This is a genomic window from Arthrobacter sp. 05L421, assembly GCF_056397785.1.
This window is the reverse complement of record NZ_JBFTOC010000019.1, coordinates 22,588-48,355: the sequence shown is the minus strand read 5'-3', so window position 1 is coordinate 48,355 and position 25,768 is coordinate 22,588. Positions and strand designations below refer to the sequence as shown.

General features: G+C 64.5%; 28 protein-coding genes and 2 pseudogenes. 13 read left to right on the top strand and 17 right to left on the bottom strand.

The features are described 5' to 3' along the window. Positions 1–114 precede the first annotated feature (114 nt). On the top strand, positions 115–291 hold the full coding sequence (locus AC1DKQ_RS18210; protein ID WP_476851069.1) for a hypothetical protein: 177 nt from the start codon (positions 115–117) through the stop codon (positions 289–291). 191 nt (positions 292–482) lie between these two features. On the opposite strand, the gene AC1DKQ_RS18205 is transcribed toward AC1DKQ_RS18210, so the two are convergent. Both AC1DKQ_RS18205 and AC1DKQ_RS18200 read right to left on the bottom strand, forming a co-directional pair. Next, the gene (locus AC1DKQ_RS18205) at positions 483–1,001 is read right to left on the bottom strand and encodes an SRPBCC domain-containing protein (protein WP_476851070.1); all 519 of its coding nucleotides are present in this window, start codon (positions 999–1,001) and stop codon (positions 483–485) included. Beyond that, positions 998–1,324, bottom strand: coding sequence for an ArsR/SmtB family transcription factor (locus AC1DKQ_RS18200; protein ID WP_476851071.1), 327 nt, complete (start codon positions 1,322–1,324; stop codon positions 998–1,000). Before AC1DKQ_RS18200 ends, AC1DKQ_RS18205 begins: the two co-directional genes overlap by 4 nt. 342 nt (positions 1,325–1,666) lie before the next feature. Here AC1DKQ_RS18200 and AC1DKQ_RS18195 point away from each other — a divergent pair, with 342 nt between their 5' ends. Both AC1DKQ_RS18195 and AC1DKQ_RS18190 read left to right on the top strand, forming a co-directional pair. Beyond that, positions 1,667–2,827, top strand: a complete 1,161-nt coding sequence (locus tag AC1DKQ_RS18195) for an alkaline phosphatase family protein (RefSeq protein ID WP_476856338.1) — start codon at positions 1,667–1,669, stop codon at positions 2,825–2,827. Between the two features lie 146 nt (positions 2,828–2,973). Continuing rightward, positions 2,974–3,144 carry a hypothetical protein gene (locus AC1DKQ_RS18190; protein ID WP_476884087.1) on the top strand — a complete coding sequence of 57 codons (171 nt, stop codon included), beginning with the start codon at positions 2,974–2,976 and terminating at the stop codon, positions 3,142–3,144. Positions 3,145–3,300: 156 nt separating this feature from the next. On the opposite strand, the gene AC1DKQ_RS18185 is transcribed toward AC1DKQ_RS18190, so the two are convergent. The 5 genes from AC1DKQ_RS18185 to AC1DKQ_RS18165 all read right to left on the bottom strand — a co-directional run bounded on the left by AC1DKQ_RS18185 (position 3,301) and on the right by AC1DKQ_RS18165 (position 6,952). Next, positions 3,301–3,681 carry a VOC family protein gene (locus tag AC1DKQ_RS18185; RefSeq protein WP_476851073.1) on the bottom strand — a complete coding sequence of 127 codons (381 nt, stop codon included), beginning with the start codon at positions 3,679–3,681 and terminating at the stop codon, positions 3,301–3,303. A 128-nt stretch (positions 3,682–3,809) separates the two neighbouring features. After that, positions 3,810–4,148: a YciI family protein gene (locus AC1DKQ_RS18180; RefSeq protein ID WP_476851074.1), complete on the bottom strand. Its 339-nt coding sequence runs from the start codon at positions 4,146–4,148 to the stop codon at positions 3,810–3,812. Beyond that, entirely contained in the window at positions 4,145–5,512 is a 1,368-nt protein-coding gene (locus AC1DKQ_RS18175; RefSeq protein WP_476851075.1) for an RNA polymerase sigma factor, read from the bottom strand. Before AC1DKQ_RS18175 ends, AC1DKQ_RS18180 begins: the two co-directional genes overlap by 4 nt. Continuing rightward, complete coding sequence (locus AC1DKQ_RS18170; RefSeq protein WP_476851076.1) at positions 5,512–5,838, bottom strand: YciI family protein; 327 nt, start codon at positions 5,836–5,838, stop codon at positions 5,512–5,514. The genes AC1DKQ_RS18175 and AC1DKQ_RS18170 overlap by 1 nt, the downstream gene beginning before the upstream one ends. Positions 5,839–6,172: 334 nt before the next feature. Further along, positions 6,173–6,952 (bottom strand): alpha/beta fold hydrolase, encoded by a 780-nt coding sequence (locus tag AC1DKQ_RS18165; RefSeq protein WP_476851077.1) that lies wholly within the window; start codon positions 6,950–6,952, stop codon positions 6,173–6,175. Between the two features lie 520 nt (positions 6,953–7,472). Between AC1DKQ_RS18165 and AC1DKQ_RS18160 the strand changes: the two genes are divergently transcribed. From AC1DKQ_RS18160 to AC1DKQ_RS18150, 3 genes are all read left to right on the top strand, one after another. After that, entirely contained in the window at positions 7,473–7,637 is a 165-nt protein-coding gene (locus AC1DKQ_RS18160) for a hypothetical protein (protein WP_476851078.1), read from the top strand. 354 nt (positions 7,638–7,991) lie between these two features. Further along, the gene (locus AC1DKQ_RS18155) at positions 7,992–8,153 is read left to right on the top strand and encodes a hypothetical protein (RefSeq protein WP_476851079.1); all 162 of its coding nucleotides are present in this window, start codon (positions 7,992–7,994) and stop codon (positions 8,151–8,153) included. A gap of 78 nt (positions 8,154–8,231) precedes the next feature. Continuing rightward, positions 8,232–8,534 (top strand): putative quinol monooxygenase, encoded by a 303-nt coding sequence (locus tag AC1DKQ_RS18150; protein ID WP_476851080.1) that lies wholly within the window; start codon positions 8,232–8,234, stop codon positions 8,532–8,534. Positions 8,535–8,637: 103 nt separating this feature from the next. Here the strand turns inward: AC1DKQ_RS18150 and AC1DKQ_RS18145 are convergent, their stop codons facing one another. Both AC1DKQ_RS18145 and AC1DKQ_RS18140 read right to left on the bottom strand, forming a co-directional pair. Beyond that, the gene (locus AC1DKQ_RS18145) at positions 8,638–9,249 is read right to left on the bottom strand and encodes an ANTAR domain-containing protein (RefSeq protein WP_476851110.1); all 612 of its coding nucleotides are present in this window, start codon (positions 9,247–9,249) and stop codon (positions 8,638–8,640) included. Beyond that, positions 9,226–9,336 (bottom strand): annotated as a pseudogene (locus AC1DKQ_RS18140) (response regulator receiver protein); the annotation flags it as partial. The pseudogene AC1DKQ_RS18140 and the gene AC1DKQ_RS18145, both read right to left, overlap by 24 nt. A 36-nt stretch (positions 9,337–9,372) precedes the next feature. Between AC1DKQ_RS18140 and AC1DKQ_RS18135 the strand changes: the two are divergent. From AC1DKQ_RS18135 to AC1DKQ_RS18115, 5 genes and pseudogenes are all read left to right on the top strand, one after another. Continuing rightward, the gene (locus AC1DKQ_RS18135; RefSeq protein WP_476851081.1) at positions 9,373–9,915 is read left to right on the top strand and encodes a hypothetical protein; all 543 of its coding nucleotides are present in this window, start codon (positions 9,373–9,375) and stop codon (positions 9,913–9,915) included. Between the two features lie 219 nt (positions 9,916–10,134). After that, positions 10,135–10,326: an ANTAR domain-containing protein gene (locus AC1DKQ_RS18130; RefSeq protein WP_476851111.1), complete on the top strand. Its 192-nt coding sequence runs from the start codon at positions 10,135–10,137 to the stop codon at positions 10,324–10,326. 271 nt (positions 10,327–10,597) lie between these two features. Further along, positions 10,598–10,681: pseudogene (locus AC1DKQ_RS18125) on the top strand (recombinase family protein); the annotation flags it as partial. Positions 10,682–11,051: 370 nt separating this feature from the next. After that, positions 11,052–11,900, top strand: coding sequence for a Rieske (2Fe-2S) protein (locus tag AC1DKQ_RS18120; protein WP_476851082.1), 849 nt, complete (start codon positions 11,052–11,054; stop codon positions 11,898–11,900). Between the two features lie 190 nt (positions 11,901–12,090). Then, complete coding sequence (locus AC1DKQ_RS18115) at positions 12,091–12,840, top strand: GTP cyclohydrolase II (RefSeq protein ID WP_476851083.1); 750 nt, start codon at positions 12,091–12,093, stop codon at positions 12,838–12,840. Between the two features lie 137 nt (positions 12,841–12,977). Here AC1DKQ_RS18115 and acs read toward each other — a convergent pair whose 3' ends face one another. Both acs and AC1DKQ_RS18105 read right to left on the bottom strand, forming a co-directional pair. Next, on the bottom strand, positions 12,978–14,957 hold the full coding sequence (acs, locus tag AC1DKQ_RS18110; protein WP_476851084.1) for an acetate--CoA ligase: 1,980 nt from the start codon (positions 14,955–14,957) through the stop codon (positions 12,978–12,980). A gap of 6 nt (positions 14,958–14,963) precedes the next feature. Then, positions 14,964–15,638 (bottom strand): acetate uptake transporter, encoded by a 675-nt coding sequence (locus tag AC1DKQ_RS18105; RefSeq protein ID WP_476851085.1) that lies wholly within the window; start codon positions 15,636–15,638, stop codon positions 14,964–14,966. Between the two features lie 296 nt (positions 15,639–15,934). Here AC1DKQ_RS18105 and AC1DKQ_RS18100 point away from each other — a divergent pair, with 296 nt between their 5' ends. Continuing rightward, entirely contained in the window at positions 15,935–16,630 is a 696-nt protein-coding gene (locus AC1DKQ_RS18100) for a hypothetical protein (RefSeq protein ID WP_441410677.1), read from the top strand. A gap of 272 nt (positions 16,631–16,902) precedes the next feature. After that, on the top strand, positions 16,903–18,141 hold the full coding sequence (locus AC1DKQ_RS18095) for an IS256 family transposase (protein WP_476851112.1): 1,239 nt from the start codon (positions 16,903–16,905) through the stop codon (positions 18,139–18,141). Between the two features lie 78 nt (positions 18,142–18,219). Here the strand turns inward: AC1DKQ_RS18095 and AC1DKQ_RS18090 are convergent, their stop codons facing one another. From AC1DKQ_RS18090 to AC1DKQ_RS18065, 6 genes are all read right to left on the bottom strand, one after another. Further along, on the bottom strand, positions 18,220–19,986 hold the full coding sequence (locus tag AC1DKQ_RS18090; RefSeq protein WP_476851086.1) for a glycoside hydrolase family 15 protein: 1,767 nt from the start codon (positions 19,984–19,986) through the stop codon (positions 18,220–18,222). Between the two features lie 82 nt (positions 19,987–20,068). Next, positions 20,069–21,175, bottom strand: a complete 1,107-nt coding sequence (locus tag AC1DKQ_RS18085) for an enolase C-terminal domain-like protein (RefSeq protein ID WP_476851087.1) — start codon at positions 21,173–21,175, stop codon at positions 20,069–20,071. A gap of 5 nt (positions 21,176–21,180) precedes the next feature. Next, positions 21,181–22,974, bottom strand: a complete 1,794-nt coding sequence (locus tag AC1DKQ_RS18080) for a thiamine pyrophosphate-requiring protein (protein ID WP_476851088.1) — start codon at positions 22,972–22,974, stop codon at positions 21,181–21,183. After that, positions 22,952–24,613 carry a GMC family oxidoreductase gene (locus AC1DKQ_RS18075; protein WP_476851089.1) on the bottom strand — a complete coding sequence of 554 codons (1,662 nt, stop codon included), beginning with the start codon at positions 24,611–24,613 and terminating at the stop codon, positions 22,952–22,954. Before AC1DKQ_RS18075 ends, AC1DKQ_RS18080 begins: the two co-directional genes overlap by 23 nt. After that, positions 24,610–25,260: a gluconate 2-dehydrogenase subunit 3 family protein gene (locus AC1DKQ_RS18070; protein WP_441410672.1), complete on the bottom strand. Its 651-nt coding sequence runs from the start codon at positions 25,258–25,260 to the stop codon at positions 24,610–24,612. Before AC1DKQ_RS18070 ends, AC1DKQ_RS18075 begins: the two co-directional genes overlap by 4 nt. Next, positions 25,257–25,712 (bottom strand): hypothetical protein, encoded by a 456-nt coding sequence (locus AC1DKQ_RS18065; RefSeq protein WP_476851090.1) that lies wholly within the window; start codon positions 25,710–25,712, stop codon positions 25,257–25,259. The genes AC1DKQ_RS18070 and AC1DKQ_RS18065 overlap by 4 nt, the downstream gene beginning before the upstream one ends. Between the last annotated feature and the right edge of the window lie 56 nt (positions 25,713–25,768).

Sequence of the window (25,768 nt, the reverse complement as noted above, 5' to 3'; positions counted from 1 at the left end):
GGGCCCGAGGCCCACCGGATCAGAGTGCCCGCGCTGCATCGACGCATGGGAGAGCCCCGCAGCTAGTGTTGACGAGAACGAGGCAAATAGAATCTGGCTGGAGGTCACGGTTGCATGAGCGAACCTCCAACGTTGAGTTTTACTCTGACGTACGCCGCCACACTTGGAGTGGCGCTGCCATTCTTCCTGGCTCAGATCATCGCCATGAGCGCACTACTGGCCTTGGCCGGAATCAGCGCTGCGCTGGCCGGGACAGTCCAGTCCATGGCTCGGCTCCTGTCACGGTTCTGATGGTTGTGTCACGTATTTCTGGCCCCTCGAGGGCGGTTGAAACTTGCCCCACCCTGCGATGACTGGGAAGTCTTGTCGCGGGCCCGTCTTCGGTGCCTCATCGACTTGGGGTCTCAGTCAGGGCGCCGCGGACGAAGGAGTTTCAACGTTGGAACCCGCTGGGGGTTGCGACCGGCAGATCTGCCGTCGTGCTAGGTGAGCCTTGCGGCCAGCTCCTGGTATGCGGGGTGGAGTTCTTGCCACCGCACCCGTGCGTCGCAGCGGTCACGTCCGGCGAGGTAGGCGGCGAGATCTTCGACGTGGATCTGGTCTCCTGCCCCGTAGGCGGCGATCTGCTCCAGAGGCAAGCCGCGGTCCTCAATAACCAGGATGGTTTGATCGCCGTCAGCGCTAAGCGTCGCCTCGATCACGCCGTCCGGTTCGTCTGGGGCCGTGGTCAGAATCCGGAGCCACTGTGGGGGCTGGCACACTTCCACACGACAACTGCCTTCCCACCCGCTGGCAAAGTAGCGGGCCCTGAAGTCACCGCCCTCGCGAAGATCGCCTTCTACCTCGCCGAGCCAGCGGGCGAGACGGCCGGAATCGGTGAGCGCCGACCACACGTCCTCCCTATCGGTGTCGAACCGGACCTCAAGTCGCACGATGCCGTTGCCCTCCACCGCTCGCAGGGTGCCCAGCGTGCGCACGCTTCCAGGGGTGTTGTTGGTCACGGGGTGCTCCTTCGCTCACGCTTGCCGCGTGCTATTTCGGTGTGCAGGACATCCAGCCGCTGTTCCCACAGGGCCACGTATCGATCCAGCCAGTCGTAGATCTCAGTGAGCGGCTGTGGGCGGAGGGAGTAAACCCGCCGTTGCGCTTCTTGGTGCACCTCGACCAGACCCGCTTCTCGCAGCACCCGCAGGTGCCGCGAGACACCCGGGCGTGCAATCGGCAGGAGCGCTGCCAGTTCACCCGCGGTTGCCGGGCCGTCAGCAAGGGCCTCCAGCATTCTCCGTCGGCTATCATCCGCGAGGGCCTTTAGAGCGGCTTCCATGACCCTTTTGTACCAAGTCGGTTACGTACCAGTCAAGGTACTTAAGCCGCCTTCGATTCCATCCGGACCGGCCTTCCGCCGCATCCATCCACTGGTGAATCCAACGCTGAAGGCGGTCACAGGTAACCGTCGCAAGTGCCCGGCGGGTCACCAAGTGGGGCCAGAAATAGCCGTCCTGTCTCTGGAAAACGTGCGGGGGCCCAGCCGTGGAGTCCCGAGCCCGAGAGGCTTCACAGGGCTTACTCAGGGGCTACAGACACAATGTTGATTCTGGTGTGGAACGGTAGACGCCACTTGACACCTGGCCCATTGGGAGCCGGGCCAGAGAGAAAGCCGGAACCGATGAGCCAGAATGTCGCAAAATTCTTGGGCCGGAGCCGCGCGGCACGACCGGCGGCGCTGATTCTTGCTGCAATCCTCGCCGTGGCGGCCACGGCTTGTGAGCCCACCCCGCCAGGAGGCGGGCCATCGCCGGGCCAGGGCAAGACAACGGCCGCCCCCGGCACTCCTACGACAACCCCCTCCCCACAACCCACACAGGCCTCGGGGAAACCCGGCCACGTCTTCGTGATCAACCTGGAGAACCACGACTACAACGACGTCTGGGGCCCCGAGTCGGCGGCCACCTACTTATCGAAGACCCTGCGCGCACAGGGCGTGCTGCTCTCCCAGTACTACGGGACAGACCACAACTCCCTCCCCGACTACCTGGCCCAGATTTCCGGGCAGGGCTCGAACGCCATGACGCGCGCCGATTGCCCTGTATATGCCGAGTTCCAACAAACCGGGACATCCGAGGCGGGCCAGGTGCAGGGTACCGGCTGTGTGTACCCCGCTTCGGTTCCCACCCTTGCAGGCCAGCTCAGTTCCGCCGGCAAGACCTGGAAAGGCTACATGGAGGACATGGGCACGCCCTGCCAGCATCCCGAGCCCGGCTCCACGGACGACCATCACAAGGCGAAGGAGGGCGACCAATACGCAACGCGCCACAACCCGTTCGTGTATTTTGACGAAATCACATCGTCTCCGGACTGCCCGAACAACGTGGTGGACTACACCCACTTCGCTGATGACCTGAAGTCCACGGACACGACACCGAACCTTTCCTACATCACACCCAACCTGTGCAACGACGGACACGACAGCCCCTGCGTCGACGGCAGCCCGGGCGGCCTCGAAAGCGCCGACAGCTGGCTGCAGCAGCAGATCCCCGCCATCCTGGACTCCCCCGCCTACAAACAGGACGGGGTGCTGGTCATCACCTTCGACGAAACCGAAGCCAAGACCTCCGGCCCGTCGGGAGTCACCGGAGGCACCGCGGGCGGCCGCGTCGGCGCACTGGTGATCTCCCCGTTCACCAAGGGCGGGACGACGTCGGACACGATGTACAACCACTACAGCCTGCTCGCCAGCATCGAGGACATCTTTTCAGTACCCCGGCTCGGATACGCGGGGGCACCGGGCCTGAACAGCTTCGGCCCGGACGTCTTCAACGCCCGGTAACCGCCCGCGTCACCGAACCTCCACATTGCCGTTCCCCGATCCGGGGCTCCCACAGTGCAAGAAAAAGCGCAGCTTCAGAACCTACTGTTGCGTTGTGGCACAGCAGCCCAGTCAGGGGCACGCCACAACGTCATTTCACCCTCAGAATGACGAAGCGCACCCCAGAGACCGGCTCCACCTCCCTTAAAGATGGAGCCGGTCTGAGCGGACCATGGAAAAACGCGCGGAGCGATGCCCTGCAGCTAGCGATCGACTTCGCCCAACGACAGCTGAGGACACCGGAGGAACTTGATCTCGACTTCGATCTCAGTGACTAGGAGTCGCGGCGCGACCTATGCGGATGGGGCCCATGGTCAGCGGAGCGTGCGCAGGTACCGTGGGCGCACGATTCGCTGCCCGATTCGACGGAGTGGGTAGGGTGTCCGCCAGGGTTGGTGTGAGGCCGCCGGCGTCGGTGAGCACCCCGGGCGGGGTCACCCCTTTCCGATTTCTTGTAGCGCCCACGAGTTGCCGTCGGGATCGCTGAAGTACGCGAACTTGACGCCTCCCATGTCCTCTATTTCGGTCACGGCGGCCCCGTGCTTGATGAGTTGGTCGCGCGCCGCAGCGATGTTTTCGACCACTAGGTGCAGGCCCTTGACCGTGCCGTCGTCTGGGCTGCTGTTGGCCATTCCGGCGCCGATGACTATGGAGCATGCTGAACCGGGTGGCGTGAGCTGCACGATCCGCATGCCGTTCCCGGGCTGCACGTCATGATCCAAAGTGAAGCCGACGGTGTCCGTGTAGAAGGTCTTACTCCGCTCGACGTCTGCTACCGGCAGCGGCACCAGTTCCAATTTCATTGGTACGCGCATTTACCTCTCCTAATTTTCGTCAAATGACGCTTGGATCTTGGGGTGAGCCTGTTCCAGCTTCCTCTGCCCGGTTGTGACGAGGCGGTACGGCGCAACTCTGATCACACAACTATTCAAGGCCGTGCGGGTCAGGGGTCGATCCGGCGTATTTCGATCGGCCAAAACTTGGCCTCTCCGAATTTTCCGGCGATTTCCACGGCGCGGGCCATGCCCACACAGTCGACGATGTAGTAGCCGGCCACGATTTCCTTGGTCTCAAGGTACGGACCGTCGGTCACGGTGCAGGTGCTGCCGTCACGTCTTACGAACTTCGCCTCTTCACCGAGCTGATGTGCCTCCACGAACTCACCGGATGCCCTGAGTTCCTGCTGCAACGAGGTATGTGCCTGCATGATCGCCTCGATTTCGGACGGGGAGAGTGCGTTCCAGGTGTCAACGTCGTTGGGGATCAGCATGAGGTGTTTCATTTGTACTCCTTCGCGGCGGTGCGGGGATCGGGTGGGGATGGGGACCCGGCGCTTGTCTCGGCCAGGCGTTTGGAGAGGTAGCGGCGCTCGGCCTCGGAGGGAGCGAGGTCACGGGCCCGCTCATACTCGAAGCTGGCCTCTGACTTTCTGCCAAGGCGGCGCAGGAGATCAGCCTTCGCCGCGGGCAGGAGGTAGTACCCCTCGAGGGACCGTGTCCGGTCCAGCTCGTCGATGAGGTCAAGTCCTGCTTCCGGTCCCTGAGACATCGCGACGGCAACGGCACGGTTGAGCTCGATGACCGGTGACGGTGCAATGTGCGCCAGGCGGTCATACAGCTGTGCCACCCGGGCGAAGTCCGTGCTGCCAGAGTCCGGGGCGATCATATGGCAGGCAGCAATGGCGGCCTGCACACGGTAGCTACCTGCTCGGGAACGGCGTGAAACGCCCATTTGCTCCGCGGCCGCCAGCAGCGCCACAGCCTCCGCGACCGCAACCTTGTCCCACAATCCGCGGTTCTGCTCCTCAAGGGTCACCAAGTCCCCTGCGGCGTCCGTCCGCGTCCCCCGCCGGGCATGGTGGAACAGCATGAGCGCAAGGAGGCCCAGGGCCTCAGGTTCCTGCGGGGACCCGTCGAGCAACACAACCAGCAGCCGGGTCAGGCGAATCGCTTCCCGGGCGAGTGGTTCGCGGATCAGTAAGTTGCCCCCGGTGGCCGAGTACCCTTCGTTGAACATCAGATACAGCACGGCCAGGATTCCGGCGGTGCGTTCGGATATCAGCTGCGGCGGCGGCACCCGGTATGGGATCCCGGCATCGCGTATCTTCGCCCGGGCCCGAACGAGCCGTTTGGCCATGGTTGCTTCGGAGACCAGGAACGCGCGGGCGATCTCCCCGGTCGCGAGTCCCGCGACTGTGCGCAAGGTCAGGGCCACCCGGGCCTCAAGCGGGAGGGCCGGGTGGCAGCAGGTGTGAATCAGCCGCAGCGTGTCATCCTCTGCCGCCGTCCCTATGCCGGCCTTGTCTTCGAGCCCTTCGAGCTCGGTGAGAATGGCGAGTTCACGGACCGCCCGCCTTTCGCTGGCGGCGCTCCGCATGCGGTCGATTGCCTTGTTCTTGGCCACGGTAGTCAGCCACGCCCCGGGATTCCTGGGAACGCCGTGCTCCGACCAGTCGACGAGGGCCCTGGCGAACGCATCCTGGACACAATCCTCGGCCAGGCCCCAGTCGCCCGTCACGCGGATGAGGGTTGCGGTGATTCGTGCTGCCTCACCGACGGACGCGGCCTCCACGACGGCCCGCACGTCCGTCAGCTCCGGCGCGTCTTCCCTACCCTGATCATCAATGCCGGCCTCGGGGCGAATCACTATTCCCCGAGCGGCCACACGGGCCTGATCTCGATCTTGCCGAACCGGGCCATGGGGTGCTTGGACGCCACCTCGATAGCCTCATCAAGATCGGCACAAGCGATGATGTCATAGCCCGCGATCCATTCCTTCGTCTCCGCGAACGGCCCATCCGAGACCACCACTTCGCCCCCGCGCACCACTACCGTGGTTGCGTCCTCGACAGGACGCAACCTGTCACCGTGACGGGCGACGCCCCGCGCCTCCATCTCGGCCCCCCATTCGACAATGTTGTCCTCGGCGGCCACATATTCCGGCGCTGTGGGATCGCTACAGATGAAAAGCATGTACTCCACGACGTCTCCTTCTTTCGTTAGTTACATCAGCACGACGACCGGGGAGCCGCCAAAAGGACATCTGGTGGGAAATTCTTTTCCGGGGCCATCCCCACGCATTCAACGCCAGGGCTCAGCACGAACTCAAGGCGGCGCGGATGTCCCAGACCGCGAACGGCTTCCCGTCCGGGATGAGATCACGTCGCCACGAGGGACGATGTCCAGTATCGTCGCGCGCCCGGCGGGAACATAGGCTCTACATAGGCTCGGGGTTCTCACCATCGGCCGAGTGGGTTAGCCTCAACGTCGTTTTCCAAGTTCCCGCCGTATTGGGGTCGATGGCAGCCTAGGCTGGGGCGCCGTTGAAGAACTTGATCAGGACCGGTGCGACAGCATCGCTGGCGACTGCGTGGTCCTGGCCTTCCAGCTTTTCTTTTTTCATGCCAGGAACGGCTGCGGCGACGGCATTGATGGCATTCCCGGCCCAGGAAGGGCTCGCACCACCGTAGATCCCGAGCGTGGGAACCTGAATATTCGACAGCCTCTCCGGGACGCTGCCGTCGGCCGTGAGGGTGAGGTCATACGGCAGGGTCTGGGCAACGCTGAGGAGCGCGGGCCACCACGGCATGGTTTTGATTCCTTCGTCGAAGTCAGAGCCGGTATGGCGGATGAACAGTTCCACGGCGGCTTCCCGGTCTCCCCCGTTCAGTGCCTCCTGGACCCGGTCCCTGAAATTTTCCCAAGGTTCTTCGGGGGCATGCCCGGTCAGATATGGCGGCTCGTAGGCCGCCAATTTGGAGATGCCCGCTCCGGCAGCCGCTGCTTCAAGAATCAGGATGGCACCCGAGGAATGGCCGTAAGCGTAGGCCGAACCGCCCGCCGCGGCTATCAGCGCTTCCAAATCCTCTAGTTCACGGCCGGGACTGTAGGGAAGGGTGTCGGAGCTCTCGCCTCTCCCCCGACGGTCATAGGCGTACACGGTGAAGTGCGGGGCCAGCCAAGGCACCAGCCCGTCGGCCGAACGCCGGCTGTTCAATGCACCGCCGATAATGATCAGAGGTGGTCCTTCACCTGTCCGTTCGAAGGCGATTTTCGTGCCGTCGGCCGAGCTCAGAAAGTCAATCATTTGCGCGTCCTGTTCTTCAGTGCCGGATGTCGGGCCGGTTCGGGTGAATGCTGAAGTTCATGCCGTCCCCGAACGGAAAACTCACCGTAACATCCCCTCCCTGTAAGCAGCAGAGGCGGTGGATAAACGGATCCGTGGGTAGCGGCCAACGAAACCCGACCGCGGTCCATCAAGACCCGCGACGGCATCGCAGATTCCGGCGCTGGCGAGCAACCCGAACAAGAACTCGTCCATCGTGGACAACAACCAAGAAATGTCGCAGACACAGTCAGTGCCCGATTTGGACCGAGCCTGCGTCGGACACCATTGGAACCTCTAGCTGGCCGCGCCAGCAGAGGCCGTCACAGGTTGGAGCGCGGCGGAAACCACCATCTGAGTTCGGCGGGAGTGTCTTGGGTGGGCTTCTCGCAACCGAGTTGGGCCGCCTGACCCGACGTTCCCTCGCGCCAGGCGGCCATCTGCTGTCGGCTCAGTGCGCGCCCGGACCGGGATGGACCGCAGCTTTGCCTAGACTCGGTGAATGTCTGAGATCGCAAATCTGAAGGACAGCGCCGAACACCGCTGGCCGGCCGTAATCGGGCTGCTCATCGCGCTGGGCCTCTATGCCGCCCTTCCCAGCGCCTTCCTGCCGGCCATCCGCTACACGGTGGTGGGAATCGGACTCCTGATGCTGATCCCCCGCTGATCCTCAACCCCCGCCGCCTGCACAAAGAGACACGCTGGTCCAAACGATTAGCGACGAGCCAGGCACTCCTCCTCGTCGCCGCCAACGGCGTCGCCCTGGTGCAGCTCATCATTCTTCTGACCGACTCCGGCAGCGGCGACGGGCGGCGCACGCTCCTTCTGGCAGCACTGCAGATCTGGGTAACGAACATCATTGCGTTCGCCTTGGTTTCTGGGAAATGGACCGCGGCGGACCGGTCGCACGGCGCAATACCCACCGGGGCAACCTCCCGGCCGCGGACTTCCGGTTCCCCCAAGACGAAGACCACGACGCCGTCACGGAAGTTGCGACACGGTCCGCTGGGTCGCTTCTTTCGTGGATTACACCTACTTCTCCCTGTCCAACTCCATGGCCTTCAGCCCCACCGACACCATGCCCCCGTCGCCGCGGACCAAAATGATGATGGGACTCGAAGCCGCCGGAGGCTTCGTTCTCCTGGCCCTCGTGATCGCCCATGCCGTCCCCCTGCTGGGCTAAGCCTCGATCCGACGCATTCCGGGCGCTGCGGGAGGGGCGCAGCAGGCCATATCTGCAGCCTTCGATGAGTATGGACTCATGACACACGCACGTTTGGCGACTCTCGGCACCAAGCCGGGCGCGCGCGATGGCCTCATAGAACTCCTCACCAGGCGAGCCGACGGGCTTGCGGAACTGGGTTGCCTCCTCTACGAAGTAGGGGTAAACGACGACCAACCCGACACGGTGTTCGTTGCCGAGTTGTGGATATCCGAGAGCGCCCACAGGGCCTCCCTGGAACTAGACTCGGTCCGGAGCAGCATTGCCGAAGCGATGCCGCTGCTGTCGGGATCGATGAGCAGCCAGGGTTTCGAAGTCGTCGGATCTCCACTGCACGATTGAGGTTCGGATTTTTCGATACCGGTTCCTGATCAAAACGACGCTAGGCCACTTTCTGTGGTGCCTCGGCACAGCCTTGCGCGAAGGCTTCCCAATACGCACGCCGCTAAAAAGCCGGCCCGGAACTTCGGTGTTCCTGGCGACGCGGCTTTCGTGATCGTTCGAGGGTGTCGCGCCGGATGGCCCCCCGCTGGAGCGTGACTGCAGTGGTTGGCCCAGCGGCGGACCGCCCGGAATTTCCAGGTTCGATGACTCTGGGAACATGAGTTACCGGACGACTGTATTGGGGGATCCAGCCGCCCGGACTCACTTCAACGTTACTCCGTTTCGTCGGTGAATAGGGTGAAGTGGATCTGCCCACGTCGCTACCGTGCAGGCCCAGCAGGCAGGCGTCGCAGTACGGCCGGACTGTCGGGTCTTGTGAAAGAGAGGCGACCACTGATGCGGCGATGTCCCGGAGTTTGACGTATCTGGTGCTGGAAGCAATTTTTAGGATTTTTATGGCCGTGTCCTGACTGCAGCGGTTTTGCGCCATGATGGCGCCGGTTGCCAGGTCGATGATCGTCCGGGATTCTATGGCAGCGGTGGGGTTTGTTTTCGCCTCGGCCAGTTGGCTGATCCGGACCGCGAGGCGGAGTGCTTTGGACGCGTGGTATGAGTACGCTTCGACCGTGTCGATATCCTCATCGGTGAAGCCATGGGACCGGGTGGAATACAGGTTCAGGCCCGCTTCTGCTTCTCCCTCAAGGACCAGTGGTACAGACAGGCCGGATCCCACACCCGCCTCCAGCGCGGGCGCCGTGTAGGCGGCCCAGCGGTGCTCGTTGGTTAGGTCCGGAACATGTACGACGACTTGGTTGCGGGCGCTACCTGCGGCGTCTCATCGCAAACCGCCCGACGCCGGGTGGAACGGTTTCTCGCTTCCGGTTACATCACGCTGAGGTGCGACGCGTCCTCCGCAGCGAACCGGGGCCTCCGGGAGGTGACGTTGATGCTCAATGTCCCGGCGCAATACGTTGACGATGCCGGCCGTTACTTCGCCGCCCAAACAAATTGCCGGCTGAGCGCCCAGGTTCTCGGCGCACAGAACCTGGAGGTCACGCTGTGGGTCCGCGACTACTTGGAGGCGCCGGCGTTTGAACGGGAACTGGCCGAGCGCGCGCCCGGCAGCATAGTCATCTCACGTCAGGCTGTGGTCCGGGCGTACACGCGACTTGGCCATATCCTCGATGAATCCGGACGGAGCCTCAGCGTGGTGACGCCGCCGCCGTGGAGGCACGACACACCACAGAATGCCACTGGCTTGCCTCGGGCTGCACAAAAACATTGGGCTGCACGGCGGGAAGAGGAAGCGTCGGCGACCGGCCGTCGGCGGCGGGTTTGACCGCGGCTCACCATGGAGCGAGACGCTGATGGGCCGACGGCGGGGTCAGGTCTACGATTTTGAGAGCCGGCCGCACGTGGGTTGAGGTTGGACGTGCGGCCGGGGCCTGCAACGACGCCAGAGGGCCAGATCTACAGCGTCCAGATACTAATCTCCCCCCTCGGCCTGAGAACAGCCTGAAAGTCTTTGGGCGCGTAAACCAATCCCCCCACTGCAGCCATCGAATCCCGGACCATTATCGACCTGGCGACCGGCGCCATCATGGCGCAGAACCGCTGCAGCCAGGAGACCGCCATCAAGATCCTGAAAAACGCTTCCAACACGCGAAACGTCAAACTCCTGGACATCGCCGCCTCGGTCGTCGCTTCACTATCCCAGGACCCGAGAGTCCGGACGCACTTCGACGCGTAAGCACGTTGCTCAAAAGGCCGGAAGCGCACCGGTGCGGGAGGTAAAACAGCGGTATCGACAGTGCGGCGCGGCAACGCCGCACCTGCGGCTTCGATGTAGGTGGCGATAGGGTCTACAAGCCCGCGGGGAAACGTCCCCCGCGAGGGTGTCCCGCACCTGTCAGGCCCCCAGACCAAGGTCCCGCCCGCGAACACCGGCAAATCCTGAGGTCGGCATAGGACCCGCCCGAGAAAATGCCCGGTGGCTGGGGATAAACGGTACGGGCACGACCATGACCGGACTGCTGATCGGATATGCGCGCGTATCCACCAACGACCAAGACCTCACCGCCCAGAACAATACCCTGGCCGCTCTGACGACGCCGAGCTCCGCGGCTACTGGGAGAAACTCTCAGCACCGGCATGAGAGTTGCGGTCTCCAGTGACTCCTTCCTCGCCTCGGGACCCGACTCTGGACCTGAGTTCGGGCATCTGACTCCGCCAGGCGGGCGTCCGGCTGGGGCGGGCCATGACGTCGGCGCTTCGTGAGGATCGAAGACGTATCCACGCGGCTCACGTACGCCGCTCATTCACGCCCCGGCGGCTCGGACACCTTGTCACGACGGCCGTTTCGGTGGAAAGCTTTGACCATTCGCCACCCGGACTTCCGCCGCTTCAGTGAAGACCGGTTGTAGACACAGTCCTGAACACTCCAGATTCAAGAACTGACGAGACAGAGGAGCTGCCGTGAACCCGCTGAATTCCGTGGTCGCCGCCATAGAACATTCCGAGCGGCTTGACGGGGTGGCTTCAGCCGTTGCCGCCGCGGTCGGGCGGGCAGTGCGGGCGCGCACTGTTCGAAACATCGTCAGCGGCACCGCCCTGGGCCATCCGCTGCATCCGGTCCTCACGGATCTGCCCATCGGAGCGTGGACCATGGCAATGCTCCTTGACACGATAGGGGGCGTGGATTCCGCCCCCGCCGCCGACATCCTGGTGTGCGCGGGCATTGCCGCTGCTGTTCCCACTGCGGCAGCCGGGCTCAACGACTGGTCGGACACCCAGGGGAAGGCAAGGAGAACAGGGCTAGTTCACGCGGTCGCAAACAGCACAGCCCTCTGCCTCTACACAATCTCCGCTGTGGCCCGCGCGCGCGGACACCGCGGTGTCGGAAAGTCACTGGGCATGGCTGGGTTCGGGATCCTGATGTTCGGCGGTTTCCTCGGCGGACATCTCACCTATGCCAGCGCCGTGAACGTCAACAAGACCGCAGACAGGAACGGCCCTACGAAGTGGACACCTGCGCTCAGTGAGAATGACTTGCCCGACGGCGACCAGCGCAAGGTGGACATTGCCGGCGTCTCCCTGCTGCTGCACCGCGCAGGCACCCAGATTCACGCCCTGGACAGCATGTGCAGCCACATGGGCGGCCCACTGGATGAAGGGAAAATCGCCGACGGCTGTGTCACCTGCCCCTGGCACGGAAGCACCTTTCGCCTCAACGACGGGAGCGTCGTGCGCGGGCCAGCCAGCCACCCGCAGCCCGCATACGAAACGCGGCTCAACGACGGTCAAATCGAGGTCCGCCGACGATAGGGCCGGCACTACGCACGCCTCAACCCGCAGCGCTCCGGGGAGCGTGAGGGCCTGCGGACGTCGGTCCAGGCCTGAGGCCGCGCCACCTCGCGACGATGTGCGCGGACCAGGAGCGCAATCGAATTCACGACGGAAAGGTCATCGCCAAAAACCAGACGCCGCGATTCCAAATCCCAGAAGGAGGGGCTCAATGTCCACGGAACGACTCACTGCAACAGGACCGGGGGCTGGAATGGACGGTGTCGGCACGGCGTCCGCCGACTCAGCCTCGTTTGGATCCGCCGGACGGGAGCGCTCGGTTCCCCCTGGGGCCCTGGTGCGTACCCGGGTGCGTATCCCTCTCAGGTTCACCGACGGCTTCGCCACGACCGCAGATGCGTTCACTTTCCGGGATCTGGTGGACCGCAAGGAGCACCTGCTGCTGGGGCTCGGTGATTGGCACGGCGCCCTCGCCGCGGCTGCCGCCCCCTTGGTGCGCCCTCACAGCGAATGCCTCACCGGGGACGTCCTGGGATCGCAGAGGTGCGACTGCGGCCCACAGCTCCGCGAGGCGGCCGAGCGGATCGCCGGTGAGGGCGGCTTCCTGCTGTATCTGAGGCAGGAAGGCCGGGGCATCGGACTCTACGAGAAGCTCGACGCCTACTCCCTTCAGGACCGCGGGCTCGACACCTACGCCGCGAACGTCGCCCTCGGCCACGGTGAGGACGAGCGGGACTATCGTGCAGCGGCCCAGATGCTGCTCGCCGTCGGAGCGCACCGGATCCGGCTGCTGAGCAACAACCCCGACAAGGCCCTCCAGCTCGAGGCCAACGGCGTCGCTGTGGCCGAACGCGTGCCCACCCGGGTCCACCTCTCCTCCGCAAATGCCCGCTACCTGGCCACCAAACGCGACCACACCGCCCACACCATCGTCCTGGGACCGATCCCGACCGACATGTGAAGGAATTCCGTCGCCTCCGGCCACTACCAGTTCCTCAAGTTTGCCGGAGCGGACCTCCGAAGTATCCAGGTAAGCGAGGAAGTCATCCATGTCATCTCTCCCGTTGAAGGCCCCGGCTGAACGCCTCGACCTGGCAATTAGTGCGGGCCGGCGGCGCCGCCTGGCATGCCGGCTTTGATCAGATCCATCACTGAGGAGTCGGCCAGGGTGGTGACATCCCCGATCGGCCTGTCCTGCGCCACGTCTTTGAGGAGCCGTCGCATGATCTTCCCGGACCGGGTTTTAGGCAGCTCGGTGACCACCATGATCTGCCGGGGCCGGGCGATTTTGCCGATTTCCTTGGCTACATGGTCGCGCAGCTCCTGCACGACCTCCGGTCCGCCGTCGCCCGCATCGCTGCGCAGGATGACGAAGGCGACGATGGCCTGCCCGGTGGTGTCGTCGAGGGCGCCGACGACGGCGGCTTCGGCCACCTTCGGATGGGCGACGAGCGCCGATTCGATCTCCGTCGTCGAGAGCCGGTGTCCTGCCACGTTCATCACGTCGTCCACCCGGCCGAGAAGCCAAATATCCCCGTCCTCGTCCTTCTTCGCGCCGTCCCCGGCAAAGTAGAGCCCCGGGAACCGTGACCAATACGTCTCCACGTACCGGTCGTTGTCACCCCAGATGGTGCGCAACATGGATGGCCAGGGTTCCCTGAGGACCAGATAGCCGCCGGAGCCGTTGGCAACCGGTGCGCCCGCGTCATTGACGACGTCGGCCACGACCCCGGGCAACGTCCTCATGGCGGCGCCCGGTTTACCCGCTGTGACTCCCGGGAGCGGACTGATCATGATGGCTCCGGTCTCGGTCTGCCACCAGGTGTCCACCACGGGCGTGTGGTTGTGCCCGATGTTCTCGCGGTACCAGATGTAGGCCGCCGGGTTGATCGGTTCGCCCACGGTTCCGATCACGCGCAAACTCCTGAGACTGTACTTGGCCGGTATCTGGGCGCCCCATTTCATGAAGGTACGGATGGCGGTCGGGGCGCAGTAGAGAATCGAGACTTTGTACTTGTCGATGATTTCCCACCAGCGGCCCTGGTGCGGGGTATCCGGCGTGCCCTCGTACAGCACGGAGGTGGCACCGTTGGCCAAGGGACCGTACACGATGTAGCTGTGCCCGGTGACCCAGCCGATGTCCGCGGCTGTCCAGAAAATATCGGTCTCGGCCTTTAGGTCGAACACCGCCCAGTGGGTGTAGGCGCACGCCGTGAGGTAGCCCCCAGTGGTGTGCAGGATGCCCTTGGGCTTGCCCGTGGTGCCGGAGGTGTACATCACGTACAGGGGATGGTCAGCGTCGAAGGCCTCGGCGTCGTGATCGGCGGAAGCCAGCTCAACCGAGTCATGCCACCAAATATCACGGCCCGGTGTCCAGTCGACCTCCTGGGCTGTGCGGCGGACCACCAGGACGTTGCGAACGTCCGGACAGTCCAGCAGGGCCTCGTCGACGGCGGGCTTCAACCCATTGGCCTTGCCGCGGCGGTAGGCGCCGTCGGTCGTTATGACGATCCGCGCGTCGCAGTCGTGGATCCGCGTCCGGAGCGCGTCCGCGGAAAACCCGCCGAACACGACGGTGTGCGGTGCTCCAATTCGTGCGCAGGCCAGCATAGCCACGACGGTTTCCGGGATCATCGGCATGTAAATGGCAACCCGGTCTCCCGGCTTGACGCCCAGATCGGTCAGCGTGTTCGCCGCCTGGCAGACCATGTGGGTGAGCTGGGCATAGGTGATGGCACGGGTGTCCCCGGCTTCTCCTTCAAAGTAGTAGGCGACCTTGTCCCCGCGGCCGGCAGCTACATGCCGGTCAAGGCAGTTGTACGCGGCATTGAGCCTGCCCCCGACGAACCATTTGGCAAATGGCGGATTCGACCAGTCCAGGACCTCACTCCATTTTTGGGACCAGTCCAGCCGCTCCGCCTGCCGCGCCCAAAACGCCAGCCTGTCGCCGGCAGCTTCGTCATAGTCCGACGATGTAGCGTTGGCCTGCGCCGCAAAGCCGGCGTCCGGAGGAAAGCGCCGCTGCTCGTGCAACAGGTTTGCGAGGGTCTCATCCGATTCTGTTGGGTCTGCTGCCATGGCCTGTCACCGTCGTCCCACCGGAAGCACAGTCCGCTTGTAGGTGGAGTTCGCGACCACCGCGAGGGAGCAGTACCAGGCAATCAGCGCCGTCACGATGCCCAGCCAGCCGCCCAGCATCGACAGCCCGGCTGCCCCGAAGAAGGCGCCGAGAAACAGCGCAATGAAGGTCAGGGTCAAGAAGACAAAAACGGCAAAGACACCCATGCTGACGCGCCAAGCTGAAACGGTCATATAGGCGGTAAAGATTGCCCAGCCCAGAAGATAGAGGCCGACAGCTTTGCCGGCGTCCGCTGCCGGAAGACTGCCCGCGCTGAACTGGCTCAGGAACCAGAAGGACAGCCAGAAGGCTCCGTACGAGCAGAACGCCGTCGCGCCGAAAACGTTGCGGTTGGCAAATTCCCAGATTCCGGCGGCGAACTGCGCCATGCCGCCGTAGAACAGTGCCAGTCCCAGGACAACGGGTTCGACTGCTTTGGGGATCAGGCCGGCATTGATGACACTGAGGACAAACGTGGTCATTGCGAAAGCGCCCAGACCCAAAGCTGCCGGATCGGCAAAGGGTGGGCTGGTGCTCCCCTGTGGAGAAACAACTGCGTCTTGGGCTGGTACGGGATTTTCAGCCCTGCGACCACCTCCCGCCGGGACGGTCCCCGCCGCGGAGCTTGATTCGACACTCATGGCACGACTCCTTGGTCAACACCAGCACCATTGCTGGTGACGTATAACAGGCTACTCCTGAATGCGCAAGGAAATTATCTGAATTTGTTGTGATTCAGGTCGCGCACCCTTGTGTCGCAGATCACATTGCTTGGCCCAGTGGTGAAGTGCCGGCAGGACCATGCCCCCTCTTGGCCTGAACCGTACCGCCTAGGGTCGAGCATGCGTGTACCGTTCGAACCGAACGGCGCCACGCCGGGCGGACCAAAAGTCGACTCTGCGGCTCCCGTCCCGGCCCAGGACCTACACTCCTGACCATGACCACCCACAATGAACGGCAGGCCCGGGCGGAACACCGTTGGCCTGCCGTCATCGGCCTTCTCATCGCACTGGCGCTATACGCCACGCTGCCCACGACGTTCCTTCCGGCGGTACGCTACTCCGTTGTTGTCGTCGGCCTGGCCCTGCTGATTCCGCTCATTATCCTGAATCCACGCAGGTTGGTCCGCGAAACCCGCTGGTCAAGGCATCTTTCCGTCGGCCAGGCGTTGTTGCTTGTCGTGGCCAACGAGGCAGCACTCGTCCAACTGGTCATTCTCCTCACGAACTCCGGAAACAGCAACGGGCCAACGCTGCTGCTCGCGGCCCTTCAGGTATGGGTGACAAACGTCATCGCGTTCGCCTTGGTCTACTGGGAACTGGACCGGGGCGGTCCGGTCACCCGGCGCCACGCCACGCGCCATGAGCTGCCCCGGGCAGACTTCCGGTTCCCCCAGGACGAAGACCACGACGCAGTGCAGGAAGTTGCCGCCCGGTCCTCCGTGAAGACGGACTGGACGGCTTCATTTGTCGACTACGTCTACTTCTCCCTTTCCAACTCGATGGCATTCAGCCCCACAGACACGATGCCCCTTTCGGCCCGGGCAAAATCCCTGATGGGACTGGAGGCCTTCGGAGGATTCGTGCTGCTCGCACTCGTCATCGCCCACGCCGTCTCCCTGCTTGGCCAGTAGGCCGCCGGGCAGCAAAGGGCCGGACACGAACGACAGCCGTTCCACGATCGAAGCGCCCTGCCCCTATATGTCACACACACCGGTTCACAACGAACAACTGCTCCCCGCCAGCCAATTTTCCGCAAGGTGACTTGCGGCTGGTCTCAGTTTTCGTCGAAATATCTCGGCCTCCGTATGGTCAGTGGCGGGGAGTGTCTGAATAACGGTGGATTCAGGGTTGGCCAGACACACCGGGCGATGCCTGGCGGGGAGGACTGATCATGAGCGGAACCATGGATCCCATGGCGACTGAATTGGATCAGCAAGAGTTAGCGCAGCAGCTCCTGGCCCAGGCCAAAGAGCAGGGTATCGATCTCGTCGGCCCGGACGGGCTGTTGAACCGGCTGACGAAAAACGTCCTGGAGACCGCTCTGGAAGCGGAGATGGACGAACACCTCGGATACGAAAAACACGACGTGTCCGGGCGCGGGAGCGGGAACTCCCGCAACGGCACCCGCACCAAGACCGTCATGACGGAGATCGGGCCGGTGGAGATCGACGTGCCGCGGGACACCGGTGCGACGTTCGATCCGCAGACCGTGAAGAAACGCCAGCGCCGGCTGACGGGAGTCGACGAGATCGTGTTGTCGCTGAGCGCGAAAGGGCTCACGACCGGAGAAATCGCAGCCCACTTCGCCGAGGTGTTCGGCGCCAGGGTCTCGAAGGACACGATCTCGAGGATCACCGAGAAGGTCATCGGCGAGATGACCGAGTGGCAGAACAGGCCGCTGGACCGCGTCTACCCGGTGGTGTTCATCGACGCTATCCACGTCAAGATTCGTGACGGGCAGGTCACGAACCGGCCGGTCTATGTCGCTATCGGTGTCAGCGTCAACGGTGAACGCGACATCCTCGGGCTATGGGCCGGGGACGGCGGCGAAGGCGCAAAGTTCTGGCTCTCGGTGCTGACCGAGATCAAGAACCGCGGCGTGGAGGACGTCTGCATCACGGTCTGCGACGGACTCAAAGGCCTGCCGGAGGCCATCAACACCGTGTGGGAACTCGCCGTCGTCCAGACCTGCATCGTGCATCTGATCCGGAACACCTTCCGGTATGCGGCCCGGCAGTACTGGGACGAGATGTCCCGTGATCTGCGCCCGGTCTACACGGCACCGTCCGAGGCCGCGGCCAAGGAAAGGTTCGTAGAGTTTTCGACCAAGTGGGGCCGGCAGTACCCGGCGGTGACCCGGCTGTGGGAGAACGCCTGGAGCGAGTTCGTGCCGTTCCTGGACTACGACGTCGAAATCCGGCGGGTCATCTGCAGCACCAACGCCATCGAATCCCTCAATGCCCGCTACCGGCGCGCGGTCCGGGCCAAGGGCCATTTCCCCACCGAGCAGGCGGCCCTGAAATGCCTGTACCTGGCGACCCGGGCACTGGACCCGACCGGCAAAGGCAGGGCACGATGGGCCTCACGGTGGAAGCCGGCCCTGAATGCCTTCGCCATCAGCTTCGACGGAAGAATCAACTAAATGCCAACGGTGAATCCACCGTTAAACGGACACTCCCCAGTGGCGGTGTCCTCCTGCAAGAGGGTGTGTTAACTGTCGTCATGGTGCCGCCGGCCGGGCGAGGCGGTGAGCTGTTTCGAGCATGGCGGCGTGGACGAACGCCTGGGGGAAGTTGCCGCGCAGCTGGCGCTGTTCGACGTCGTATTCTTCGGTGAACAGTCCCGGGGAACCGCAGGCGGCCCGGTTGCGTTCAAAGAGTCTGAATGCGTCTGTGGTGTTGCCCTGCTCATGTTCGGTCAGGGCCAAGAAGAAGCCGCACAGGAGGAAGGCGCCTTCGGCGTCCGCCAGGGGGCCCGGCCCGTGCCTGAACCTGTAAACGTATCCATCATCGAGGAGTTCTTTCCTCACGGCCGCTGCCGTGGCGAGGGAGCGGCCGTCGCCGGTGGGGACGGCTCCGCGGATGGCGGGAAGAAGCAGTGCCGCGTCGATCCTCTCGTCGTCGGCCGATCGTTGCCATCTGCCGCTGGGGTGCGTGCAGGTGTCGGCTGTATGTGCCAGAATCCTGTCTGCCAGTGGTCCCCAGGCAGAGACCTGGGTGGCGGGGGCATACCGGGAGACGGCTTTGAGGCCGGCGACGCACATCAGCCGTGAATGGGTCCACCGTTCGTTCTCGAGTTCCCAGATGCCGGCATCCGGCTCGGCCCACTTCTCCTCTATGGCCGCCACCGCCTGCTCCACTGCGTGCCAGTGCCTGTTGTCGAGGTGGTCATGGCGGGCGGCGGTGGCGAAAAGCAGCAGGGCTTCGCCGAGACTGTCCAGCTGGAATTGCCCGTTTACCCAGTTGCCGACCTTGTCCGTCCCGCCCGGGTAACCCGGAAGGTCGAGTGTGTGCTCGTCCGGGACCCTGCCGCCGCGGACGGTGTAAGCGGGTTTGAGGCTGGTTCCGTCCGCCAGCAACCGTTCGCTGACGAAGTGCACCGAGCTGTCGAGGAGGCCGGTGGCTCCGCCGGCACCGGCGGCCTGGCCGGCAATGCATTGATCCCGGATCCAGGCGTAGCGGTAGTCGTAGTTGCGTTTTGCCTCGTCACGCTCCGGCAGGCCCATGGTGGCGGCTGCGGCCATGGCACCGGTTGCGCCGGTCATCCCGCGCATGACCGCGTAAGCCCGGCGGGCGTCGGCAGGGGCAACAGTCCCGTTCATTGCAGGTACCGTTGTGGCCCAGGCGCGCCCGGTGGCCGTCCAGAGATCCGCAGGGACGGGCGGCCGGGTCGGTAGCGGCCTGGCGGAAAGCTCCATCACGACGTGGTGTTCCTCTCCGGGCCTAAGCTGCACATCCTGTTGCAGCACGCCATCGTTCGCGTTTGCCCGGCCCATCCCGCTGACGCGAAGGTGCAGTCCGCCGCCCTCACCGGACCACACACCGTCCCCGCCGTTGGAAAGGTCCACCCGGCACCGGCCGAAGCCCGGCCGGGGGTGCAGGAGGACCCGGACCGGCGCGGTGCCCGATACAACCCGGATATGACGCATCAGCACCGCCAGGGCGGGGTCCCCCGGCATCGCGAGGGCCTCGCGGCATTCGACGATGCCGTCCGTGGTGACCCAGCGACTGTTCCAGATCAGTGTGCCGTCGTCGTAGTGCCCTCCCCACACATAGCGCGGGTTCAGGGGTGTCACGGAAAATGCCCCGGCGCCGCCCACCAGGGACGAGAACACGGCGGGGTCATCCCATTGCGGGGCACACAGCCAGACAACGTCACCGCGCGGGCCGATCACCGCGCCCCGTTCACCGTCCGCCAGCAGGGCATAGTCGCGCAGAACCTGGGGCGGGAAGAAGACTTCCCCGCCATCGGGCTGGGCTGGTGTCATCAGGTGTCCGCCAGGCCCGTACCGGCGTGCCTGCGTCCCTGAAAAGCTGAGTGTTTCAAGCTGGCTCCTTCTGCTCCACGGCCTAGATTCGGTATGGTTCGGCGTCCAGGGCCCGGAAAATGAGTCCGTTGCCGGGCCGGTCGTCGCTGGGCCGAACGCTGCCTCCTTGTGGATCGGGCGTCCCGTCGAAGAACATCTCCTCGATCCGGACGTGGTCGTGGAACCACTCCAGGTGACGGAAATTGCGGGTGCTTGCAGCCGCGGGCACGGTCAGGTTCGGTGCACAGTGCCCGGAGACTTCCAGGCCGTGGGCCGCGGCTACCGCGGCGGCCCGGAACCACTCCGTGATTCCCCCGCAGCGGCTCACATCCACTTGAAGGCAGTCAACGGCGCCGGCGCCGCACATCTGCTGGAAATAGAACAGGGTCGTACCGTATTCGCCGGCTGCGACATCCGCCGTGACAGACTGCCGGACCTGGCGAAGCCCCTCAAGGTGATCGCTGGATACCGGTTCTTCGAACCACGTCAGATCCTGCTCTGCCGCGGCGTCGAAAACCCGAACGGCTTGCTTGGCGGTGTAAGCGCCGTTGGCGTCGACGAACAGCTGGACGTGCGGCCCGATGGTGTCCCGTGCCTGACGGATCCGGAGGAGGTCGCGGGCCGTGTTCGCGCCGCGGTCCTCGCCGATTTTGATCTTGACCCGCGGGATCTGTTGCTGGCCGGTCCAGCCCTCCAGCTGGCGTCGGAGCTGGGCCTCTGAATAGGTGGTGAACCCGCCGCTGCCGTAAATCTCCACCTCCGCCCGCGCCGCCCCGAGGAGCCGGTGCAGGGGAAGGCCGAGGATCCGTGCCTTGAGGTCCCAGAGCGCGCAGTCGACGGCGGAGATCGCGTAGCCGGCCAGTCCGGGGCGTGGAGTGTTGCGCACCGCCCGGGCCATGGCTTCGGCCGCTGCAGGAACGTCGAAAGGGTTGAGCCCGGTAACGGCCGGTTCCAGGGTCTCCTTGATCAGCGCCGCGCAGGCCCCCGGCGCGAAGGTCCAGCCGATGCCGGTCCAGCTGCCGGCCACGGCCTGGACCAGGACGATGGTGGTGGCGTCCCACGCCAAGGTTCCGTCGCCCTCCGGCGCGCTGGTCGGCACCGTGTAGGCCGAGACGTCAAGACGTCCCAGCTGAAGGCTTGAATCGATCATGACGGTCAATCCTTCTTGTGCGGGAGGAACTCCTGGGCCTTGGCTTTGACGCCTTCTTTGATGATGCCCCAGCCGCTGTCGTCGCCCTTCATGACCGCTTTTGCGCTGTTGAGTGCCTGTTCCAGGGTGGCGTGGGGCGGGATTGGCGGGATGTCCGGGTCTGTGCGCACATCCAGAACGGTCGGCCGGTCCGCTGCGAGTGCCTTCTCCCATGCGTCCCCGAGTTCGTCGGGGGACCCCACGCTGATGCCCTGCAGCCCGAGGCTGGACGTGAAAGCCGCGTAGTCGACGTCGGGAAGGGCTTGGGATTCACGGAACGCCGGGGCCCCTCCCATGGCCCGCATTTCCCAGGTCACCTGGTTCAGGTCATCGTTGTGCAGGATCGCAACGATGAGCCTGGGATCAGTCCACTCGCGCCAGTAGCGCTGGATGGTGATGAGCTCGGCCATGCCGTTCATCTGCATGGCACCGTCCCCGGCGAAGGCGATCACAGGACGTGCGGGGTGGGCGAATTTTGCTCCAATGGCGTAGGGCACCGCCGGTCCCATGGTGGCCAGGTTGCCGGACAAGGAGCCGCGGATGTGGCCATGAAACTTCAGTTGCCGGGCGTACCAGTTGGCCGCGGATCCGGAGTCTGCTGTGAGGATTGCGTCGTCAGGCAGCCGGTCGGAGAGCTCGGAGAAGAGCCGCATGGGGTTGATGGGGCTGGCTTCGACCATGGCCTCGGCGCGCATGGTCTCCCACCACCGGGTGATTTTCGTTTCCAGGTCTGCGCGCCAGGACTGGTTCTGTTTCCGCTGCAGATGCGGAATCAATGCCCGCAGGGCGGTGGCGGAATCGGCGACGATGTTGAATTCGTAGGGGTACCGCAGTCCGATCATGCCTGGGTCGATGTCGATCTGGACACCGCGCGCCTGCCCTTCTTCCGGCATGAACTGGGTGTAGGGGAAGCTTGATCCGATGGTCAGCAGGGTGTCGCAGTCGCGCATCATTTCGTAGCTGGGGCGGGTTCCGAGAAGGCCGATTGATCCGGTCACATAGGGAAGATCGTCGGGCAGGGAGTCCTTGCCGAGCAGCGCCTTGGCAACGCCTGCGCCCAGCAATTCCGCGACCTGGCGGACCTCCGCGGCCGCGCCACGGGCCCCCCGGCCAATGAGCATGGCCACTTTGCTTCCCTCGTTGAGCAGCTGGGCCGCGCCGCGAATCGCGTCGTCGTTGGGCTGGATTTCAGGCCAACGGATGCCGAGGCTGGAAGGAACCATCTTGAAGGCGTGCGTCGGTGGCGTGTACTCCAATTCCTGGACATCGGACGGGATGATGACCGCCGTCGGGGCCTTCCTTGCCAGGGCTATCCGTACGGCCCGGTCCAGGACGTTGGGGAGCTGCTCGGGGACCGTGACCATCTGGAGGTACTCGGAGGCCACGTCCTTGAAGAGGCTCAGCAGATCCACTTCTTGCTGGTAGGAGCCTCCCATCGCGCTGCGGGCTGTCTGGCCGACGATCGCCACCACCGGCACGTGGTCCAGTTTCGCGTCGTACAGCCCGTTGAGCAGGTGGATCGCGCCCGGGCCGGAGGTGGCCATGCAGACCCCGACCTTGCCGGAGAACTTGGCATAGCCGACGGCTTCGAAGGCACTCATTTCTTCGTGTCGGGCCTGAATGAATTTCGGTTCGTTGCCGGCTTTCCCGAAGGCAGCGAGCAACCCGTTGATGCCGTCCCCCGGAAAAGCAAAAACTTTGTCCACGCCCCATTCGCGGAGCCGGGCCAGCAAATAATCAGCAACTGTCTGTGATGCCATGATCAGTTTCCCTTCCAGTGCTCAGTCTTTCGGCGGCGCGGGCCGCCACCGCCATGATCGTCAGCGCCGGGTTCGCGCTTCCCTGTGTCGGCAACACGCTGCCGTCGGTGATGAACAGGTTCGGAACGGCGAAGCTGCGGCACATCTGGTCGACCACGCCATGGCGTTCGTCGGCAGCCATCCGCGCCCCGCCCACCAGATGGGCGAAGCGTTTGATGGTCATGACTTCGTCCGCGCCTGCAGCTTTCAGGATCTTCTCCATGACATCCTGCGCGGCGCCCATCAGTTGCCGGTCGTTCTCGCATTGGCTGTAGCTGAACTCGGCAACCGGCAGCCCGGTCCGGTCTTTTTCCTCCGCCAAGGTGACACGGTTTCCTTCCAGCGGAAGAAATTCGCACAGCGCGCCCAGGCAGGCCCAATGCGGAAAGTCGCTCATGTAGCGGCGCAAGTCCGCTCCCCAATGTCCCTGGGCGGAGACGTGCTCGGCCCAGGTGATGGGCAGCGGCGAAACGGTCTGAATGGAGAATCCGCGCTTGTAGGGCTTGGTGGGGTCCGTTTCATAGAAGTCCTCAGTGCTGACTTCCGGCGGCGGAGCCTTCCACATGCGTACCTCCGCGTCGAACCGGCCCGCCGTTTGCGGCGCGCCCTGGACCATCACGTACCGGCCGACCTGGTCGAAGTCGTTGCACATACCCTGCGGGAATCTCGCTGAGGTCGAATTCAGCAGGAGACGCGGTGTTTCGATCGAATATCCGGCGACGGCCACCATCCGCGCCCGCTGGAACCGTTCCCGCCCGTGCCGGGTGTAGTGGACACCGGTGGCCCTGCCGGTCCCTTCGTCGAAGCCGATGCGGGTCACCATCGAATCGGCCCGCACTTCGGCGCCGTGGGCGAGTGCGTCCGGAATGTGGGTTATCAGGGGCGAGGCCTTCGCGTTCACCTTGCAGCCTTGAAGGCAAAAGCCCCGGTAAATGCAGTGTGGCCGGTTGCCGAAGCGGCCGTTGGCGATCGCGACCGGACCGACCTTGGCCGTGATCCCGCAGGCGCGTGCACCGCGGAGGAAGAGCTCTCCGTTGCCCGAGACGGGGTGAGGCCGGTGCGGATACCGGTGCGGATCGCCCCACGGCCAGGGTTCTCCGGCCACCGGGAGTTCCCCTTCGATGTCCTCATAAAAGGGACGCAGATCCGCGTAGTCCAGGGGCCAGTCGGCGCCGACGCCGTCCGTGGTGAAGGTGCGGAAGTCGCTGGGGTGGAACCGGGGCGTGTATCCGGCGTAGTGCACCATGGAGCCACCCACCCCGCGGCCTGAGTTGTTCGATCCGAGGGGCACGGGGTCATCACCGCCGATCACGCGCGGATCGGTCCAATACAGTTGATGCGAGCCGGCCTCGTCACTCACCCAGTCACGCTCAGGGTCCCAGAACGGGCCAGCATCGAGGGCGACCGCCCGCCATCCCGCGCGGGCCAGCCGTTGCAGCATGGTTGAGCCGCCCGCTCCGCACCCCACGATAACGATGTCCACTTCGTCACGGTCATCGAACACGCGCATGTCATCGCGCAGCCGGTGGTTGCTGCCCGGGCCGGCCGGCAGCAGCCACGCGGATTCATTACGGCTCCGCACGCTCCGCACGTGGCTCACCTCCGGGTTCCACCGTCCAGCGCCACGGGGTCCTCCGTGGGTCTGGTATCGGCCACTTCGAACGGTTCCAGCCGGTTGAGTCCCACATTTTTATACCCGCGGGGGTACGCGGGCCCCCCGAATCCGATCTCGTCCCACGCCCACGGATGTGAGTAAAAGGCTGTGCACGCGTAGCGGGTCCACAGCCCCCACACGCGTCCGGCCGGCAGGCCCTGCCATGACGAAGCGCCCAGGTCCCTGACGGTCCGGAGCAGGTCGGCCTGCCGGTCGTCGTTGCAGCTGGCGAACGTCTGGTTGAACGCCTCTTCCGCCGCACGGTCCAGCGCCGACAGCGATGTCCGCCAGGCCTGTCCGTCTTCAGGCATGTCCTCGAAGCGCCAGCCGTCGGTCTGGTTCTCGGCCAGGCGCGCGTCGACGAAGTTAACGACCGGGACGCGGGGCTCGGCATGCTGGTCAAGGAGTTGGTCAAAGAGTGCCCTGGCAGTGGCCTCTTCGGCCGGGGTGAAGAAACGGATGTCGGCGGGTCGCGCCAGCCGGCCCAGGACCACGCCCGCGGTTGCCCGGTCCCAATGGCCGGACTGGGCGAGCGTGCTGAATCCCGGGTACCGGCCACCACCGGCGCCCCTATCCAGGGGAAGCCGGCTCATCGCTCCCGCCTGAGAACGGAAGCCAGCAGCCCCATGCCGCCGACCAATGTCACCAGCAGCGGCGCCAGCAGCGGCGGTCCCATCTCCAGGTTGTAGCGCAGATTGGAGAATCCGCCCGGTTTTTGGGCTATTCCCCGGGCATGCAGATAGGTTCCCTGCAGCCCATTGGCCACTATCGCGGCACTGGCGATCGGCAATACAGTTTTGGCCATCCTGCGGCTGAAGACCCCGGCAAGCCCGGCCGCGGCGCCCACCGGACCAAGCGCCACGGGCAGCCACATCCATTTGTTCCCGAAGCTGGCCTTGTCATGTTCGAAGTAGATTTCTGCCGCTGTCACCAAGGCCCCCGCTGCGGTGAGCCCGGAAAGAGACCGTTCGAATCTGCCCGTTTTCACGTTGCGGACCAGGCGATCAACGAGGTGGGTCATTTCCCTTTCGGGTGCATGCTTCATGGTGCGCTCCTCCGCAATCAGGAAAAATACGTGCCGCTGGGCAAACTTTGCTGCTC